The sequence below is a fragment of the Moorena sp. SIO3A2 genome (assembly GCF_010672265.1).
Lineage (GTDB): Bacteria > Cyanobacteriota > Cyanobacteriia > Cyanobacteriales > Coleofasciculaceae > Moorena > Moorena producens.
The window spans coordinates 62586-81994 of sequence record NZ_JAAHHC010000022.1 but is presented as its reverse complement, the minus strand read 5'-3'; the positions used below and the strand labels follow the sequence as shown (position 1 = coordinate 81994).

Here is a 19409-nt window from a genome sequence, read left to right as displayed (position 1 = left end):
ATCAACGGCTGTTCTCCTGCTCTCGAAATCGACGGATATTGCTAATCATAACTGGAATAATAACTAGTAATAAAATAACTGCGATCGCACTACCTCGTCCAAAGTTCCGATAATTGAACATTTCCTTAATCATACGAGACGCAATCACTTCCGTATTTTGATTACCACCGGTCATCACCCAGACAATATCAAAGACTTTCAGCACCGCTATTACTACAGTAGTCACAACCACAGCAATAGTCCCTCGTATCATCGGAATAGTAATTGTCCAGAAGATTTGCCACTCACTAGCTCCATCTATCCGTGCAGCTTCGATAATATCTTTGGGGATACCTTTGATTGCAGCAGAGAGCAAAATCAAGCAAAACCCTGTCTGCAACCAAATCATAATCACAATCAGAGCATAATTATTAAGTTCGCGCTCCACTAACCAACCTACAGGCTCAAATCCTAAACGGGTAATAATGCCATTGAGTAAGCCAATTTGTTCTGATCCAGCTGGACGAAAAGCATAGATAAATCGCCAAATCACGCTAGCCCCCACAAAGGAAATTGCCATGGGCATAAAGATTATGGACTTGGCTACCGGTTCATAGCGTACCCGATCCACCAGCACCGCAATAATTAAACCCAATCCTACACTAAACCCTGTTACCAATACCAACCAAAGGACATTGTTACGAAAAGCGATTAGCATAGTAGGGTTGGTAAAGGCAAAGATGTAATTGTCCAGTCCCACAAAATTTTGCGATCGCTTATCCAAGAAGCTGATATAGATAGTATTGAGGGTGGGCAGAATCAGGTAAGCGGTTAGTAATGCTAAAGCAGGGGCTAAGTATACCCAAGCCATAAAATGCTTTCGCGTAGCGTGACCGTTCGCGTAGCGTGGCCTTTTGGCCAAGGTCAATCGCGTTTTATTGGGTAGCTGATTTACCAAGCCATTCATGCCATATAACAAAGCCATCACCCCAGCACAGCCTATGACAACGGCGAGAATGAAAGTAACAATTTTGAACAATACCATCCTTCATTGCCTCATCACTTCATCACCTGATCACTTGATCACTTGATCACCTCATATATATCTCTCACCGAATCCCGTTTCTTGCCATGGTCTAATTTATAAAATTTATAATTTTTTTGCCACCGTTCCAGTTCATAGATAGATATTGATTTAGCGATAATGTCAGTGCTCCTTGCACGATCACCTACTTGTGGATCGGTTGTAAATACTCCACAATTAATTTGGTTAGTTGATATATTCCAATAATCCCTCAATTTGTATTTCCAATCAATGACTTGTTCCACTACCTTATTTCTATGCTTATTTCTTCTAGTTCTTTCGTGTTTTCCTGTTGCTTCAGTATCAATATATTTTGTTTCAATTAAAAATATTTTTTTGTTTTTACTAAGATAAACAAAATCCACTTTGCCTAAATTTGTATAGTCTTGGATTAGAGCCTTTTCAAACAGGATGAGCTGACTACAGGTTGGAAATAATGAGTTTATATTGAAAAATAGATATGCCTGTAATAGAAGTTCCTTATCATAGGGAAAACCAATAACCCCTATAAAAAAACGTCTCATATCTTCTTCACTTTGTGGCTGTTCACCTTGGCAATAGGAAACAAATTTATCAATCTGACTAGTATCCATAGCTTATTTCTTATTTAAACTTGAGTTTGGCCTAAAGGGGGAATCCTAAACTTACGGTGTTCCTCAATTATGGAAGATCCAAAGGTAATCGGTAATCGGTAATCGGTAACTGCTCCAACTATACAGTACCCAAATATTCAGCAACGCCAAATTTATAGTAGTCACTGACATCCTACTATATCCTTCCTGCTTACACCCCAAGGGATTGCCGTTACAGCGGAGCGAAGCGCAATTGCTGATATTGCACTCAGAGATTTAATCGTAATTAATGCCTAAACGGCACTATTGTCCCTTTCGCTAAATGGTTGCGAATAACTGACTTAATTTGATTTCAGTATCTTATAGTTACAGATTTCCCAGGCAATTCTGCTAAAGTAACATTAGAAGGCGATTTTAAATAAATATTTTTTTTGACAATGACTAATCCCTAATTCCTCATACTTAATCTGGCCAACTTTCCTCAATAGTTTTCAGAACTGTATCCACATCTGTCCCACCAATATAATCAACAATGCCACTCCAGAATGTCCCGGTACCCACGGCTCCTGGCATCATATCCGAACCATCGAAGCGCACCATATCCGCATTGGCTAAGATTTCCGCTTGACGTTTAAGAATGTGATTGGGGTAAGCATCCAAACTAACCTGTTTATGGGGTGAAACATAATCTCCCTGACTTGCCCAGATAGTATGGGGTTGGGCAGTTGATAAATACTCCATCAACTTCCGTGCTTCTGGAGTATCCTTAAACATAGCAGTCGCAATACCAGACACTAACACTGGCACTCCCAATTCCTGTTTAATACCCGGTAACAGAAAGATACTCACATCCTTATCTAGGGCTACATCTTTAGGTAAGAAGCTAGTAAGAAAGCTAGCTTGGCGATGCAGATAGCAAACTGGGGGGTTATCAAATAAGGGTGTGGCTGCGTCACCAAATGGAGTGCTAATAATACCAACAGTACCACCAAACACATACTTAGGATTAAGGGCAATGTTGCCAAACTGCTCAAAAGCATTCTTAACCGCTGGGTGATTAAAGGGAATGTTGTGAGCAACCCACTGGTCATACACTTCCCCACCAACCGTGCGCAACATAATATCCTCAATCCAGTCGGTACCAACCCATCCTGTAGCCGCACCGCTTTCTATTCCGATGCACCAAGGGACACCGCCATCTGCCACAATCTGATCGGACAGTGCCATCATTTCATTCCAGGTGTTAGGGATTTTGTAACCAGCTGCCTTAAACGCAGCTCGATTGTACCAAACTAAGCTTTTGACCGCCGCCCTAATCCACACCCCGTATACTTTACTATCGACAGTTGCCAAATCTAGCCAGTTTTGAGAATAAGCAGCAGATAACTGGGATTTGTCCATGAAGGTATCTAGAGGGACCAGTTGACCTTCCCTAGCAAAGTCAGCCATCAAACCCGGTTGAGGGAACATGGCAAGATCGGGAGCATTTCCAGATTCCACCAACACAGGTAGGAGGGTGGCGAAATCACTACTGGCTTCATACACCACCTTGATACCCGTTTCTTTAGTGAAGGGTTCTAGTATCTGTTCGATGATTTGCTCCCCTTCCCCTGTCATTACTCCCAGGATAGTAACCGTATTGCTTTTACTTTCTCTACCTTTGGGGGCACAGGCGACTAAAACTAAAGATAAACCTAGAAATACAGTAGTAAATACCGTGTTAGGAGCCGGTTTAGTTCTAAATTTCGCCAAAAATTCTCCTATCTGTTCGACAAAACCTATCTTGATCCAGAATTTGGGTCTGAACATCTTTCAATTATGAGCCTTAGCAAATAATGACACTCATACTGTGAGTACAATTCCGTTCTAAGATAACCCCACTCAATGACTTGAGCAACAACTTAGGGAGGGGAAGCTTGAGAAATCAGAATACACAGATGAAAGACTCTATGTTTGAAAGGCAGGCTTGATCAACGTAACCCTTCAGCCTACTAGGTGGTGGGTTACGGGACCGACTGTCCCAACACTGGCTACCAAGAAAATCAGGGCTCGCCCTTGGGTGGTGGGTTACGGGGCGGGCTGTCGCAACACTGGCTACGAGGTTGAAGATGAGGGCAAGCCCGCCCCTAATATCAAGTCTGGTTGAATACCCATCAATTTTGGGGCCCGGGCGCGGGAAGTGTGGGGAGATGGGGAGATGGGAACCTCCCAGGAGGGGAATATGGGGAGATGGGGGAAATTTTTATTAAGGGTAATTATCCTGACATGATATAACACACCCTACGCACCCTACGCAACTAAGCCCATGCTATGGTTGCCAGCTATCAGCCATTCATGATGCTGGCAACAGAACGAACCGAACAAAAGGGCATCATGGCGACATCACCTACAAAAAAAAGCTTAAGCTGAATGCTGAATGCTTACCAATAAACGGTGACCTAGAAAAACTACTGATTTTAGCCTCTATCTATTTGTTATAACTTTATACTAACTTCACATAACTAGGATTGGAGTTCGACGTAAACTGGAAAATTTTGAGAGTTTATCCCTATTCCTAGGCTTTATTTATAGGGTTTATAAATGAGATGTAAACCTAGGAGGTCTTTAGTGGACAATAAAACGCTGGAGCTGTTTCCCCTATTGCGTTTTGCATTTTGTATTTTGTATATTACCTAAGGTAGTATGTTCAAAACTAAAATAAAAACGCTATCTGATGTTAATGTGGCTTAATTGACAATCAAAAACTTCAATAAAAATTCATATTTCATACTTAAAAATGCTAACTTAATTTATTTAAATTTAATTTATTTAATTACTGATTATTGTCCGGATTTACGTTTTGGTTTTTTTTGGGCATATAAGCCGTAAAAAAACCAAAGCCAAACCAAAAGTATACACATATTAAACTTGACTTTAAACATATATAATTCATGATTAATTTAAGTCTAAAAACTATCTAAGATTTATTGTTTTTCACATAAATATCCTAGGAGATTCAGTGGTTTTTAATAGTTATAGAATGGGGTTATAGCTACGATTCATGGCAACTGGCAATAAGCCATTAAACATGAACCATCAACAATCAGGAACTTCCCTGAGCGCCAAATCATTTACCGTAACTAGGCTTTGTCAAGCAGTAAGAGTTAACTAAAAGCAATGTCTAACACATTTTCCTCAGCTGATTCACTTCTGGATCATCACCATTGGGACACTAATACTATCACCTACAGCTTCTATAACAATGCCAATAGTGGTTCTTATTACGGACCTGAAACGGGGGTTTCAGAGATATCAGAAAAAACCAAAGACAATATCAGAAGCATCCTCGAAACTCTGGAAAGATACATTGCTGTTGATTTCCATGAGGTAGCAGATACAGCAACAGACTATGGTCTATTGCGCTACATGGTATCTGATGGTCCGGGCTATGCCTATACCTATTTGCCTGAGGGATTTAATACCAATGTTGGCAATTGGTCGGATGTGGCCGGGGATGTGCATTTGAACCAAGCTTACGACACCACAGGTAATAACGGATTTGCTGACGATCCAGGGAATCATGGCTACATGACCGTGATTCACGAGATAGGACATAGTCTGGGGTTAAAACATCCGAATCCATACGAGGATAATGATCACGGTCCATTTTTGCCCTTTAACGAGGACAATACCACCAACACAGTAATGTCGTATAACTTTGCTGGGAAATCAGCGATTACCCCAATGATTTACGACATTCAAGCATTACAGTCTATCTATGGAGCTAGGGAGTATAACCACGGGGATACTACTTACTCCTTTGACAGCGTTAATTACTACACAGATGGTAGTGAGTATTATGGTAAAACCAAACCGATCGAAGAGATTAAGCAAACCCTCTGGGATAGTGGTGGTGTAAATACCTTAGACTTTTCAAACCTGACTTTTGTGGAGAAAGGTTACCACTTTGATATGAATGAGGGGGGTATTCTGACCACCCAAGAAGCTTACAATGATAGCTCTTATAAAGCTAGGAGCGATGACAGCGGAAGAGAATACGTTACGTCTGAATTTGGGACTGCGATCGCATTCGGTACAGTTTTTGAAAATCTGATCAACTCCAACAGTAACGATTACATCATTGCCAATAGTGCGGCCAATATCTTTAGCGGTTATGAACTTGAAATTTCCACGGGTGATGATCTTATTAAAGGTTGGAACTATCTAGATACTTTAGATCTTTCCAATTATGCTTTCTCTAGTGTGACCCAAACCCAAAGCGGTGATGACCTGATTCTTGGTCTAGGCTCGGATAGTTCGATTACCCTCAAAGACTACCATACAGTCTCTGAAAGCGATCTCCTTAAGATTATCTTCGAGGAGGAGAGTCAAGCACCTGTATGGGAAGAGATTATTATTCCGGACACAATAACAAATATTAGCGACGTTCAGTATGTTCAAGAGGAGCCTCAAACTACCAACACTGCTCCGACGAATATCACCCTTGATGGCAACAGTGTCAAAGAATTCAGTAAAAATGGGACTACCATTGCTAAGCTGACTACTAAGGATGTTGATTGGGGAGATAGCCATACTTATAAATTATTAGATGATGCTCAAGGTCGCTTTAAAATTGATGGCAATCGACTAAAAGTCAAAAATGGCCACCTCATAGACTTTGATGACAACTCTAGTCACTCGATCAAAATCCGCACCACCGACTCCGGAGGTAAAAGCTACGAGGAAATTTTCACCATTGAGGTCCTTAACCAGAATTTTGCTCCGACAGATATCAGCCTTGATGGCAGGAGTGTCAAAGAATTCAGTAAAAATGGCACTACTATTGCTAGGCTGACTACTAAGGATGTTGATTGGGGAGATAGCCATACTTATAAATTATTAGATGATGCTCAAGGTCGCTTTAAAATTGATGGCAATCGACTAAAAGTCAAAAATGGCCACCTCATAGACTTTGATGACAACTCTAGTCACTCGATCAAAATCCGCACCACCGACTCCGGAGGTAAAAGCTACGAGGAAATTTTCACCATTGAGGTCCTTAACCAGAATTTTGCTCCGACAGATATCAGCCTTGATGGCAGGAGTGTCAAAGAATTCAGTAAAAATGGCACTACTATTGCTAGGCTGACTACTAAGGATGTTGATTGGGGAGATAGCCATACTTATAAATTATTAGATGATGCTCAAGGTCGCTTTAAAATTGATGGCAATCGACTAAAAGTCAAAAATGGCCACCTCATAGACTTTGATGACAACTCTAGTCACTCGATCAAAATCCGCACCACGGATTCCGGGGGTAAAAGCTACGAGGAAACTTTCAGTATCGAAGTCCTCGAAAACCAGAATAGTGCTCCAACGGATATCACCCTTTCTGGGAACAGTGTCAAGGAATTGAGTGAAAATGGCACGACCATTGCTAGGCTGACTACTAAGGATGTTGATTGGGGAGATAGCCATACTTATAAATTATTAGATGATGCTCAGGGTCGCTTTAAAATTGTTGACGATCAACTAAAAGTCAAAGATGGCACTCTCTTAGACTTTGATGTCAACTCTAGTCACCCGATCAAAATCCGCACCACGGATTCCGGAGGTAAAAGCTACGAGGAAATTTTCACCATTGAGGTCCTTAACCAGAATTTTGCTCCGACAGATATCAGCCTTGATGGCAACAGTGTCAAAGAATTCAGTAAAAATGGCACTACTATTGCTAGGCTGACTACTAAGGATGTTGATTGGGGAGATAGCCATACTTATAAATTATTAGATGATGCTCAGGGTCGCTTTAAAATTGTTGACGATCAACTAAAAGTCAAAGATGGCACTCTCTTAGACTTTGATGTCAACTCTAGTCACCCGATCAAAATCCGCACCACGGATTCCGGAGGTAAAAGCTACGAGGAAATTTTCACGATTGAAGTCCTTAACCAGAATTGGGAAAGCAAATCGATTAGGGGAGACCGTTACGATAACCGCCTTGAAGGCGGTCATGGTGATGATAGGCTTTGGGGTAATCGCAATAATGACACACTAATTGGTGGCTCGGGTCATGACACTCTTTCAGGAGGTTCTGGGGATGACAGTCTTGTGGGAGGTTTCGGTAACGACTTTCTCAGGGGCACTTGGGGCAATGACACTCTCCATGGTGGCTCGGGTCATGACACTCTCGGAGGTGGTCAGGGAGATGACTCCCTTTCTGGGGGTGTTGGCAATGATAGGATCATGGGAGATGTAGGCAACGATACCCTAGAAGGTAGTTCAGGTGAGGACAATCTAAGCGGAGGTTCGGGTGATGACCTGATCGAGGCTGGGACAGAAGATGATAGTCTCAGAGGAGGTAAGGGAGGTGACACCCTCAAAGGTGGCTCTGGCAATGACTACCTTAGAGGAGACGATGGAAATGACAGCCTTGAGGGTGGCTCTGGTAACGACTCTTTGATCGGGGCTTCGGGTGATGACACCCTTGATGGCGGGAGTGACCATGATACCTTAAAAGGTAGCTCTGGGAATAACTATTTGATCGGAGGTTCGGGTGATGACCTCCTCGACGGTGGCCGGGACCATGATAGTCTTGAGGGTGGCTCTGGCAACGACTATTTGATCGGAGGTTCGGGTGATGACCTCCTCGACGGTGGGCAGCACCATGACTTCCTTAAGGGTGGCTCTGGTAACGACTATTTGATTGGAGGTTCCGGTAATGACACTCTCAATGGAGTTGGAAATGGTTCCCGAGGTAATGGTGAAATTGATGTTCTTGTTGGTGGAGCTTGGTCAGATACTTTTATCCTAGGAGATGATCATCGCGCTTTCTACCAGGGTAAGGGCGACAATGATTATGCAGAGATTTATGACTTAGAATCTAAAGACATCATTCAGCTCTATGGTGTAGCGGATCAATATGATTTGGTTGACGCTGATAATGGGTTACCCGGTAGCACAGCTTTATATTTTAAGAATGATTTGATTGCAGTATTACACGATGTATCTGTGAGTGATGTCAGCAGTAGACTTGAATTTCTTTCCTAATCTGACCAGTTGTAAGATTGGCAAGATGACCGAAGTTAGGGAAGATGGGGAAGCATCTACCGAGAGTCGGACTGATTTTTCTGCCTGTTTGAATAGGATTGCTATACTTTTATCTGCTGGTGTTTACCAGTTCTCAATTACTGACTAACTAGATTTCTCATCCATTAACAAAAACGGTATAATGGCACCCTTTAATTTATAAACTAAAGGGTGCCATTACATTTATTCTTTATTTATTCTGTATAGTCTTCAGGTTCGAGTCTTGGTATTGCCTTCGCTAAAAAGAATTATCATCGATAGAATTATCATGGATTTCGTTACCAGAGGTTTCACGAGTCCCGTGATTGACCTCTTTATGGTTATAGTTACTATCTCCGAGCCTTGGCTGATTAACGTCTGATGAGCGTTGATCAGTCTCAGGAATTTCTAGAGCTTTTCTGTGAGATGATGGTAGGGAATCGATTGACCTAGAAGATTTTGGTGAGGTACCCCTCCAAGTTTTCCAGGCAGCTTTGACACCCTTAACCACATTACGAGTATTCTCTTTGACTTTTTGGGCTTGGTTTTTAGCACTGCTAATACTGTGATCAACCTGTTGAACCACGTGACCAGCACTTTGGACTCCTTGATTAAGATCATCCGTCAAGTCGCTGATTTCTAAGCCTGTGAGCCGAATGGCTTCTAGGGTCGGTGGTAATTCCCGATTTAGGGTATCAGCTAATTTTTCCACACTACGAGCTGCCCGCGCTAACTCTTGTACAGCAGGCAATAACGTTACCAAAACAGCGGTTAAACTAACTGCTACGAGCAGAAAGGACAGCCCGAGCCAAAATAGAGGATCAATCACAAAAAATCCTAGGATGTTGGGAAGCCCCGTCTATGGGGGAGAGGGGTGATGACCGTTGATTTATTATACAGGTTAACCTGTGCTATGATTCAGTAACTGGCAATGGAAAATCGGAGTTTACGACTTTTTTGATCAAGCCCTCGCCTGCAGTAATTAAGCTTAAGTCAACTTAATTCAATAGCAAGCTTGGAGTCTTGAAAAAACACCCTTGAGAAAACACCATTAAGCTCGCCCAAACTTTAACCAATTGTATGCTATCAGTTTTCTTGACATTTGACAACGTATTTGACAACGTTTAGTAATATTATTGGCTAATACTTGCACCATAGGATAAATTTTTCCATTTCCGATATTCGTGAGTCGGCTAACCGACACAAAAACAGGACTTTGCACTTGTAGGGGGATAATTTATGGAGAAGGGGAAGAGGGGGAAGAAGCGGAAGAAGGGCACGTAAGAAAAAACCCATGAGATTGGGTCAATCGGTAACACCAAAAAAAAGCACTAAACCTTCTTACCCCCCGTCCGGGATGCCTAAAGCTAATGTTGATTAGCGGACGAGTTGGACTCTGCGGCAACTGCCGACTCGGACTTTTGAGGCTCTACGCTTTCAGGGACAGAACCTTTTTCAGGGACAGAAGCTTCAAGACCTGCTGCGATCGCTACCTTTAGTCGAGCTAGGGTATCATCCCAGTTACGCAGTGTGGAATCGGAAAGGCGATCTGCCTGTAGTTGCACACTGCTAGAAAGATCTTCGGCTAATTCGGGTAAGGCATCTGCTGATTTTTTCAATAGCTTGCGCGTATCGCGACCAGTACGGGGGGCAATTAGTAACCCTACCACTGTTCCTACGGCACTACCCAATAGCATGCCACCGATAAATGTTCCAGCACTTTTTTTTGACATCTTTTGATTTGTGTTCCTCCAACAATTTTAGATAAATGGGATGGATAAAACTTTTATACTAAATGGTTTTGATTAATTATCCTACAAGTAGCTTGATAATTAATCAGTAGTTAGTAGGCGCTTGAGTGTGGGTTGATCACGGGAGCTACGGTGAGGGTGATCTCAGTTGCCGCTTAGGGTTGGTGACGGCTATGCTGGGAATACTACAACCCGATACTAGTCACTACCTGATATAGCGCTACGCTTAGCGTCAGAAGTCAGAAGTCAGAAGTCAGAAGTCAGAAGTCAGAAGTCAGAAGTCAGAAGTCAGAAGTCAGAAGTCAGCGATTACTTACGTTTCGTAGTTTGGGAATGTCAAACATCTGAATGCGTAGTGCTATACTAGTGCGATCGCTTTTGAGGAAGTAAGCTGTTCTTGCTCATCGGTTTATTACTAAAGCGCCACCTAAATCCTCCAAATTTTTGAAGCATACCCAACAGTAGAAAAATTTGCTTGAGTGTGTGTAGCTTAACCTGTAATTGTTGATACTCCTCTCTTAAACCATGAATACCTACTTGCCCAAGAACAATTGCCTTGGGAGCACTATGTAACGTTTTAGAGATACGGCCTTCAACCCTTTCCAACTGATTAGCGATAGATGAAAGCCACTGTCCCAATCGCCAAACTTGGCAAGCAATGTATAGACACAAGAGGGAGAGCATAATGTTGATGACGATTACAAGTATCATAATCAAGATACCAGTGATATAATTGACTTTACAATGATACGATGGCTAAGGTTGGGCAACTGGGAGAGAAGTTAGTCGCTAGGTGGTTACAAAGCCAAGGCTGGATCATCCTAAACCATAGCTGGCGCTGTCGATGGGGAGAGATTGACCTAATTGCCAAAGGAAACCCGGTGGCATTGGCTTTTGTCGAGGTTAAAACTCGCAGTCGAGGGAATTGGGATGCCGATGGTATGCTAGCAATTACACCACAAAAGCAAGCTAAACTCCGGCTTACAGCTGAGTTATTTCTGTCAGAACATCCAGATTTAGCTGATTTACCGTGCCGATTTGATGTTGCTCTTGTCCGTTGCCAGTGCCTGAACCAACCTTTACACTCTACAACCGCAGATCAAGAGATCGAATTTCCGATAGTTGAACTAGCTCAACCGGTATTGGTGGCAGGATATAAGCTGATGCTACAACACTACATGCAGTCAGCTTTTGATTAGCTACTCGGTTTGGGGGTTGGGTTTTGCTGCTAGCTCATTTTTTCTTAATCATCAACATTGCCTTTTGGCTTGCTTTTGCCTGATTTTTTCGGGACTTGCTTCTTGGTATAGTCAGCGCCCTTTATCTCAACAAACCTAGCCTTGAGAGGCTTCCCAGGTGGGAGTGTCACAAACATACGATTTTTTCAGGCAGACAGATTCTCCGGTATTACCTAATCTTAAAGAAGAAACAGATACCCATTATCATAGCTTGGTATAAACTGAATCATATCCATAACTCCTCAAGAGTAGAAACATGGAAAGCCTCACCATTGCTATGGTCGAGTGGATCATAAAACTGTTCCGCGTCTACCTGGTCGCAGGTTTGATTTTTGCGGTTCCTTTCGTCATCTTTGGCGTGCAACGGGTGGATCCCAATGCCCAGGGATGGGCGATCGGCTTTCGCATTATGATCATTCCCGGTGTGACTGCCTTCTGGCCGATGTTTGCCACTCGCCTGTTGAGAGGCAAAACTCTTCCGACTGAACGCAATGCTCACCGTATCTCGGCCAAACGACTGACCTGAAAGGGAAATGCTATGATTCTCGCTCGCCGTAAAACTCACTTTTATTCCTTTGTGGTACTAGCAGTTGTCCTACCAGTGTGCTTCTTGGCAGGGATTTTACTGCGTCCTAGTTACGAACCAGTTGATGTAGCTAGCAATAACTTATTTACACAGGCAGGGTTCGTGACACAAACCCAACCCAGAAAGGCAATTGGCTCAACTAAACTTGATGATGGAACATTTCGGTTTCATGTTGAAACCTTTGTCAATTACCAAGGCAAACTGGTGATGGAACTTAAGTCTCTTTCTTTGCTCCAAGTTCCCGATCCCTTGCTGTATTGGGACCCTAGGCAAAAAGCCCCCACAGAAATTAGCGTCCGCTCAATACTGCTAGGCAATCTGGCCGGGTTATCTCGTAAACAATTTTTGCTTCCTCCCAGTGTGCGAGGCAAAGCGGGACATTTGCTGATATACAGCCAGGGGCAACAAAAGCTGATTACAGCTCTACCATTGCCAGCCAAACTGACTAGACTTTATCGTTATTAGTGCTTAGTAAATAAAAGAAGGTTTACTGATAGTTAATAATAACTAATAACTAATGAATAATGAGCAATAGCAATAGCAATTAACCTTTAGTAAAAAAATGAGTGTTGCCTATAAAGCTGTTCTGTGGAACCGCCAGAAGTTTATTTACGATGCTATCCTTCTGAGCCTAGTTGCCCTTTATATTGTACTTTTCATCAATGTTACCCAGTGGTTCGATAGCAACATCGACATCAGGGGAGTCAGGATTCGCGCCTTTGGCTCAGCTGCTTTCATCCTGTTGCATGTGATCTTATCCATTGGTCCGCTAACTCGCCTGAGTCCAAAATTCTATCCCCTCCTCTACAATCGGCGTCATATGGGGGTTACGATGTTCTTCTTGGCTCTCCAGCACACCCGCCTTGGCCTGCAATGGTACCACGACTTCGGCAATCTCGAACCTCTGGTCAGTCTGTTTGTGAGCAATACTAACTATCTTACCTTTATTCGCTTTCCCTTCCAGGTTTTGGGATTTGTTCCCCTGGTGATCTTGTTCCTAATGGCAGCCACTAGCCACGATTTCTGGCTGGCTAACCTAACGGCTCCGGTTTGGAAAGGTTTACATATGAGCGTTTATCTTGCCTACGGACTACTGACAGGTCATGTCCTGCTAGGAGCACTGCAAACTAACACGGATCCAGTTCTGACCCTTGCTGTTGGTGTTGGACTAGTGTGGATTGTGGGAGTGCATTTGGCAGCAGGGATTCGGGAGTTCGGGCAGGACAATCAGGAGCTTGTTACAGGAAACGAAGAATTTGTGGATGCGGGCAGCATCGCAGAAATCCCGGAAAAGCGAGCTAAGATAGTCACTCTCGGGGGCGAGCGGGTGGCAATTTTTAAGTATGACGGTAAGATTTCTGCTGTTTCCAACGTCTGTCAGCATCAGAATGGCCCTCTAGGGGAGGGAAAAATTGTGGATGGCTGCATCACCTGTCCATGGCACGGCTACCAGTATCTGCCAGAAAACGGTGCTTCCCCGCCACCGTTTACAGAAAAAATCCCTACGTTTGATATTAAATTAGAGGGCGATCGCATTTTAGTGAAAACTATACCGAACCTTCCTGGTACCAGCGTTAGTCCTGCTGTAATCGCCATGGAGGAAAAGACGTGAGTACCAACAGCCAAGGTCAAAACACCGATGAATTTTATATCGGTTATGGTAAGGTGCCTACCGCTATCAAACGGTTTCTGTTAATATTGATTCCCGTCCTAGCCCTGGTGATTCTGATTCTAGGGGCTGTCTTCCCCTTAATTCATGACCAGTTTAATTCTGGAAAGGTCAATAAGGCTCAAGAGTTTGAAGGGTTGCTGTTAGGACAACCTGTTCCTCACTTGCTGGTACCCCGTCCAGGGGATACCTCCTCCCAAGCCTCCTACTCTCGCTACTTGCTCACGGGTCCGGGAAAAACCTCACCCAAGTCCAGCGTCTTGGATCAAGTGGGAAAGTGGGTCAAGCTAACCGGTAGTCCAGTTTATCGCAACAACCTTACGGTGATAGCAGCTCGCTCTGCAGAGGCAATTGACGCTCCTTCGGGAGCAGTGAAACCGGATGCGGGTAAATCTCTGGGTGAGTTCTCCCTCTTAGGAGAGATTGTAGACAGTAAATGCTACCCGGGGGTGATGAAACCAGGACAAACTAAAACCCATCGCTCCTGTGCTATTCGCTGCATCAGTGGTGGTGTTCCTCCGGTGTTCTTCGTGTACAATCAGCAGGGGGATAATCTTTATCTGCTCCTAGTAGATCGGCAAAACCAGGCGGTTAACTCTCGGATTTTGGATAAGGTAGCTGACCCTATCCGCATCACTGGGGAAGTAGTTCAATATGGGGATATGTTTGTTCTCAAAGCTGACCCAGAAAGTTATGAACTGGTGACTCAGTAAAGCTGGGGATGATGGGCAATCCATGGGTAACGAAATTACCTACACTCCCCCCTTATTCCACACTTGTCTAGAATTTGACAAATTATCTTAAATATGTATTAACAGAAAAGGGTAGATTTAGGTATCCTTATCCCACCCCTTTTAGGTGTTCTATCGTCATTAATTTACCCATTCCTGTTATTACTGGAGTAATGCTTTACTAGGAAAGGATATACCACTCTTCCTGAAGAACGGAAATGATTGCCAATAGTATCAATAACCTTAATCCTAAATTGCTGCTGGTTGTCTCCCGAGCCCTGGCAGCATTGCGACCCTCGGTGATTGCTTTCCTAATTGCAAACGCTAGTATGCTCAGTGGCGGGAAGGAAACACCAATATCGTTTTGTAACGTTCTGTTTGTTGGCAATCTCTGTGCGTCTTTGGCAGTGGTGGCTTTTTTTGGAGCAATTCCTATTCTAAATGAACTTAGAAAGTTGAATGTAAAGCTGCTTCTGGGATTGTTTATTAATGGTTGTTTAGCCGCCTTACTGTCTGCACTGATTTTCCTGGGATTACAACACACTACTGTCACCAATGCAGTCTTATTGGGGCGATTTGGTCCGGTACTCTATGCTCTGGCAGGAGCAATTTTATTTGGCAAGCGTATTCTGAAATGGGAATGGATTGGCTTTTCTCTGATTGGCGTTGGTGTTGTTGCTATTGTTTTTAAAAGCAGTAATTATCAAATCAATCAGGGTGACCTTTTAATCCTGGCTTCAACGTTTTTGTATGCAGTTACTTCGATTATCGGCAAGTTGACCCTTTCTAAAAACAAGAGTTTGTCGGTAATTGTCTTCAGCCGTAACTTTATATCAGCTGTAATATTTTTCGCGATCGCTAGTTATTTGTTTGGTCCGTCTCATTTTGGAGATGTCTTTTCAGGTCAGCTTTGGATGGTGATGGGGATCTATGCACTAATTATCATCGTGATTACCCAATTTCTCTGGTACGCTGCCCTGGAAAAGTTAGACTCCAAGACGGTGGGTAAGTGGACTGTATTATCCCCCGTATTTGGGATAATTTATGCGCTAATTCTCAATGGAGAACGCCCTTCACTGATGCAAGTAATAGCATTTATTGTGATCATGATTGGAGTGTCGATCACTAACTTTAGTAAACAAAAGCCCCAACCGATACAGGAAATTGCAGCTAGAGGAGAAAGTTCTGCCTCTTCTATGTAAGTAGATAGCAGTTATCAATTCAGTGAGGTAGTTACTAGGAGTGGTTAGGGAGTAGGGAGTAGGGAGGGGTGCATCTCATTTTTGCAATTAAACAAAAATTCTAATAAAATTCCCAAACTGCCTACACTACCCACCCTCCCTAAAATCCCCACGCTTCCGACACTTCCGGCACTTCCCTTCTTTTTTACAAAGATGAGATGCACCCAGTAGGGAGTAGGGAGTAGGGAGTAGGGAGTAGGGATTAGGACAAAAATTTTTGTACCTCATCAGTATGATAATTGCTATAAAAGGAGTAGAAAAGAGTTAGCAATCGGTATAGTAAAATCAGCATAGTAAAATCAGCTTGTAATTTAATGAAAGTAAGAAGTAATATAAGAAGTAATGTAAGATGAAATTACTTTCCATTTGCAATCCTTCTCGATACTCTAGTCCGTTACTGGACATACCCATATTTTACCAACGGCTAGCCCTCGACGAACGATTTGAATTCTTCCACATCCCTACTGAGGGCGTATTCACCCAAGGAGCGAAGACTGAATCGATTCAGGTAGCTTCGGTGAAGGGAATACTACCTTACACTACCTTTCTCGAATTAGATTCACAAGCCCAGGATTTGCGATCGCTAGAGGAGTTTGACTTGGTATTTTGTCGCACCTTAAAGCCTTTTCCTGAAGGATATCTAGATAGACTACGATTGTGGGAACCGTTTGTAAAATTTGTTAACAGTCCTACTGGAATTCATGAGCAAATTCAGCAAGAATTCTTCCTCAAAGTAGCCAGTAAATTTACACCAGACATGATAGTAACCAGTAGCTGGATGGAAGGATTGGCTTTTTTTGAAAAGCACCAAGTTATTGTGGCTAAGCGATATAATAGTTGTGGTGGTAGAGGAGTTTTTAAAATTTGGGATCACAACGGTCATTTCTTAGTGGATAATCCCTTTGCAGCTACCAGGGAGTTTAGTCACTTTTCCGAGGTGATGAATTATCTGAAAGGTTCCACAGGTAAACCACTACAATTTGTGAAATACTTGCAGCGAGTTGATGTGGGAGACAAGCGGATTGTTGTGGTAGATGGTGAAATTTACGGTGCCTATATCCGCCGTTCGAAAAGTGGTCATTGGGTGCATAATGTCAGCGTAGATGGAGAATGTTTCTTATCAGATATCAGCTCTGAAGAAAAAGAAGCAATTCACGCTACCTTTAAACACTATCGCTGTCGGGGTATACATACCTTGGGATATGACTTTTTGATGAATGATGAGGGTAACTGGTGCATTAGCGAAATCAATGGAGGAAATATTGGTGGCTTTGCTAGATTAGAACTGTTAACCAACCAATCGATAATGGAGCGATTGTTTAGCTGGATGATTGAGTTTTATCGAAAGCCGAGAAAAAACCTATCGTTATCTTTGGTTGAGGATTAGGAGTGTTTAGTTCTCTAAATTATAATTGAGAGAGAGCAAATAATTACGGGCAACAAAATAAGTGCAGAAAAATGTCAACTAAACAAGAGAATTTCTGTGCAGATTTATCAGAGCATCCCAACATTCTGGTAAGGCAATATAAAGAGACTGATTTTCAAGCAATTGCATCTATCTATAACGAGTCTATCGTTGCAGGCAACAGTACGATGGATTGCCAATTTTATACCGCTGAGGACATGGAAGTACTCGCGAATAAGTTTGGCGATCGCGAAACCATACTGGTTGCAGAACGAGAAAGCTGTGTTATCGGGTGGGGTGTCATCAAGCGCTATAGCCCTCGCTTAGGCTACCGTGTTTGCTGCGAGATTTCGATTTATTTTTCTTTAGCGGAAACCGGTAAGGGTTACGGCAGTATTTTACAAACAGCATTGCTCAAGAAAGTTGAGGAGTTTTGCTATCACCATGTCGTTGCTAAAATTTTGGGCTGCAATCAAGGGAGTATTGAATTTCACAAGCGATTTGGATTTGAGGTTGTAGGTGTTCAAAAAGAAATTGGGTTTTTCAAGGGACGCTGGCACGACATGGTTATTATGCAGCTTGTTTTATCCCATATCTTACCTTACCGTCCTGAACTATAACATTCTGTGTTTTAGTTTTGAGCATGGGAGGAGCTTGCAACGGATAGTTCGAGCGGATGTAACGGATAGCAATATGGGAAGGAGGTCGAAGAGGTGCAGCGATTTCTTTATCGTTTCAATCAGGCTTGCTATAGCTTGAATAAATCTTTGATGATATGAGGAATAATCATCATGTGTTCTGAATCAAAATAAGCTGAGATATTTCTCAATTTTTTTCAGACGATAGTGAGGAATTTATCAGCTTTCTCTCAGCCTAGAGCTTTAAGGTTTATACAGTCAAGTCAACCAGTGAGGAATTATTAGTTAGGTAAATCTAGGGATGAGGGATTAAGTATTAGGGATTAGGCTTTGAATAGTAAACTCTAACAGCATTCCCCTAACACCATTCTCCCACCTAGTAATACTATCAATTTCGGTTAATCCATTCGTAGGATGGTTAATCCGATTTTGTTAATTTTCAATTTTTAAGTCTCTATTTTCAGAGAATCAAGTTTTTTAAAAAATTAGAGGATGGCAAAATGATTCAGATTATTACTGGCATGAAGACTTCTGTATCCGACCAAAGTCTTCCCAAGAGTATCCAGCGCTTAATTAGTAATATCCAAAGTCAGTCGGTATTGGTACCGAAAATTGCTCGTTTGTGCATTTTGGATGCACGCATCTCACCGGAAGACTTGATGGGATGGGCTGACTTTGATCATCCCATCACCGACAGCTACGGTCGAAAGCTACTGTACGAGTGTGGTTCCTTTGAAATTATGGTGATGTCTTGGGCTCCAGGAGACTACAGCACGATTCATGACCACGGCACAGCCCAATGGGGAGCAGTACAGTGCTTTGGCGAGGCGGAACACTACGTGTATACCTTAACAGATGGAGTGCTGCAAACCCTGAAGCGACTGGACTATAGCTCTGGAGAGGTAAAGGCGGTAGCTGACGATATGATTCACCAGATGGGCAACCCCGGAGAATCCTGCTTTTTTAGCCTTCATGTATACGGGACCGAAAACTCCAAGGGCTCGATTACTAGCAACGCACGAATCTTTGACCTGCTTGAAGGCAGCATTCAACGCACTGATGGAGGGGTGTTCTTCTGCTTGCCAGAGACACAAATTAAAGAGCGGCACTACGGCTTACAAGCAGACACTGATACCACGCTCAGACACCACGAAAAAATGCGCGATCGCATTTGTCGAATCCTTGCAGTAGAGGACAATCCTCTACTCCGCTCAAAATTAGCTGTGTTAGACGAGCAAATGTCACAGCTCAAGTAAGCTAAAGATAATTGGTAATTGCTAATTGGTAATTGCTAATTGGTAATTGCTAATTGGTAATTGCTAATTATTACTTTTCAAGTAAGCATTCAGCTGTCAGCATTCAGCTGTCAGCCTAATGCTTAAAATAAACATCGAACAGGATAATTTAATAGTTTGAGATTTTAAAGAATTGAAAGTTTGGGGATTTGCCTATCTAAGTATTCAGCCGTTGG

The 19409-nt window shown here is 42.7% G+C and carries 18 protein-coding genes; 10 read left to right on the top strand and 8 right to left on the bottom strand.

Annotated elements, in window-relative coordinates:
* Window position 1: 1 nt before the first annotated feature.
* The 3 genes from F6K64_RS22930 to F6K64_RS22920 all read right to left on the bottom strand — a co-directional run bounded on the left by F6K64_RS22930 (window position 2) and on the right by F6K64_RS22920 (window position 3444).
* Window positions 2–850, bottom strand: coding sequence for a carbohydrate ABC transporter permease (locus F6K64_RS22930; protein WP_008177794.1), 849 nt, complete (start codon window positions 848–850; stop codon window positions 2–4).
* Between the two features lie 212 nt (window positions 851–1062).
* On the bottom strand, window positions 1063–1656 hold the full coding sequence (locus F6K64_RS22925; RefSeq protein WP_008177791.1) for a hypothetical protein: 594 nt from the start codon (window positions 1654–1656) through the stop codon (window positions 1063–1065).
* A gap of 441 nt (window positions 1657–2097) precedes the next feature.
* Window positions 2098–3444 (bottom strand): ABC transporter substrate-binding protein, encoded by a 1347-nt coding sequence (locus tag F6K64_RS22920; protein ID WP_008177789.1) that lies wholly within the window; start codon window positions 3442–3444, stop codon window positions 2098–2100.
* Between the two features lie 1347 nt (window positions 3445–4791).
* Here F6K64_RS22920 and F6K64_RS22915 point away from each other — a divergent pair.
* Both F6K64_RS22915 and F6K64_RS22910 read left to right on the top strand, forming a co-directional pair.
* A complete protein-coding gene (locus tag F6K64_RS22915) occupies window positions 4792–8661 on the top strand; it encodes a reprolysin-like metallopeptidase (RefSeq protein WP_287266383.1) in 3870 nt (1289 codons plus the stop codon).
* 25 nt (window positions 8662–8686) lie between these two features.
* Window positions 8687–8809 carry a hypothetical protein gene (locus F6K64_RS22910; RefSeq protein ID WP_267873721.1) on the top strand — a complete coding sequence of 41 codons (123 nt, stop codon included), beginning with the start codon at window positions 8687–8689 and terminating at the stop codon, window positions 8807–8809.
* A gap of 129 nt (window positions 8810–8938) precedes the next feature.
* Here F6K64_RS22910 and F6K64_RS22905 read toward each other — a convergent pair whose 3' ends face one another.
* From F6K64_RS22905 to F6K64_RS22895, 3 genes are all read right to left on the bottom strand, one after another.
* Window positions 8939–9508 carry a DUF948 domain-containing protein gene (locus tag F6K64_RS22905; RefSeq protein WP_008177780.1) on the bottom strand — a complete coding sequence of 190 codons (570 nt, stop codon included), beginning with the start codon at window positions 9506–9508 and terminating at the stop codon, window positions 8939–8941.
* Between the two features lie 538 nt (window positions 9509–10046).
* On the bottom strand, window positions 10047–10412 hold the full coding sequence (locus F6K64_RS22900) for a YtxH domain-containing protein (protein WP_008177778.1): 366 nt from the start codon (window positions 10410–10412) through the stop codon (window positions 10047–10049).
* 381 nt (window positions 10413–10793) lie between these two features.
* A complete protein-coding gene (locus F6K64_RS22895; protein ID WP_008177776.1) occupies window positions 10794–11141 on the bottom strand; it encodes a hypothetical protein in 348 nt (115 codons plus the stop codon).
* Window positions 11142–11182: 41 nt separating this feature from the next.
* Between F6K64_RS22895 and F6K64_RS22890 the strand changes: the two genes are divergently transcribed.
* Complete coding sequence (locus F6K64_RS22890; protein WP_008177774.1) at window positions 11183–11629, top strand: YraN family protein; 447 nt, start codon at window positions 11183–11185, stop codon at window positions 11627–11629.
* Window positions 11630–11894: 265 nt separating this feature from the next.
* On the opposite strand, the gene F6K64_RS22885 is transcribed toward F6K64_RS22890, so the two are convergent.
* Window positions 11895–12167, bottom strand: a complete 273-nt coding sequence (locus F6K64_RS22885) for a hypothetical protein (RefSeq protein WP_154659634.1) — start codon at window positions 12165–12167, stop codon at window positions 11895–11897.
* A gap of 39 nt (window positions 12168–12206) precedes the next feature.
* On the opposite strand from F6K64_RS22885, the gene F6K64_RS22880 reads away from it, so the two are divergent.
* From F6K64_RS22880 to F6K64_RS22865, 4 genes are all read left to right on the top strand, one after another.
* Complete coding sequence (locus F6K64_RS22880) at window positions 12207–12719, top strand: hypothetical protein (RefSeq protein WP_008177767.1); 513 nt, start codon at window positions 12207–12209, stop codon at window positions 12717–12719.
* A gap of 97 nt (window positions 12720–12816) precedes the next feature.
* Window positions 12817–13866, top strand: a complete 1050-nt coding sequence (locus F6K64_RS22875; protein WP_008177765.1) for a Rieske 2Fe-2S domain-containing protein — start codon at window positions 12817–12819, stop codon at window positions 13864–13866.
* Entirely contained in the window at window positions 13863–14636 is a 774-nt protein-coding gene (locus F6K64_RS22870; RefSeq protein WP_008177763.1) for a hypothetical protein, read from the top strand. Before F6K64_RS22875 ends, F6K64_RS22870 begins: the two co-directional genes overlap by 4 nt.
* 236 nt (window positions 14637–14872) lie before the next feature.
* Window positions 14873–15856 (top strand): DMT family transporter, encoded by a 984-nt coding sequence (locus F6K64_RS22865; RefSeq protein WP_008177762.1) that lies wholly within the window; start codon window positions 14873–14875, stop codon window positions 15854–15856.
* 126 nt (window positions 15857–15982) lie between these two features.
* Here F6K64_RS22865 and F6K64_RS22860 read toward each other — a convergent pair whose 3' ends face one another.
* Window positions 15983–16123 carry a hypothetical protein gene (locus F6K64_RS22860; RefSeq protein ID WP_154659633.1) on the bottom strand — a complete coding sequence of 47 codons (141 nt, stop codon included), beginning with the start codon at window positions 16121–16123 and terminating at the stop codon, window positions 15983–15985.
* A 121-nt stretch (window positions 16124–16244) separates the two neighbouring features.
* On the opposite strand from F6K64_RS22860, the gene F6K64_RS22855 reads away from it, so the two are divergent.
* The 3 genes from F6K64_RS22855 to F6K64_RS22845 all read left to right on the top strand — a co-directional run bounded on the left by F6K64_RS22855 (window position 16245) and on the right by F6K64_RS22845 (window position 19194).
* Window positions 16245–17282 (top strand): ATP-grasp domain-containing protein, encoded by a 1038-nt coding sequence (locus F6K64_RS22855; protein WP_008177760.1) that lies wholly within the window; start codon window positions 16245–16247, stop codon window positions 17280–17282.
* Between the two features lie 71 nt (window positions 17283–17353).
* The gene (locus tag F6K64_RS22850; protein WP_008177758.1) at window positions 17354–17920 is read left to right on the top strand and encodes a GNAT family N-acetyltransferase; all 567 of its coding nucleotides are present in this window, start codon (window positions 17354–17356) and stop codon (window positions 17918–17920) included.
* 518 nt (window positions 17921–18438) lie between these two features.
* A complete protein-coding gene (locus F6K64_RS22845; RefSeq protein WP_008177756.1) occupies window positions 18439–19194 on the top strand; it encodes a cysteine dioxygenase family protein in 756 nt (251 codons plus the stop codon).
* The last annotated feature ends 215 nt before the right edge of the window (window positions 19195–19409 follow it).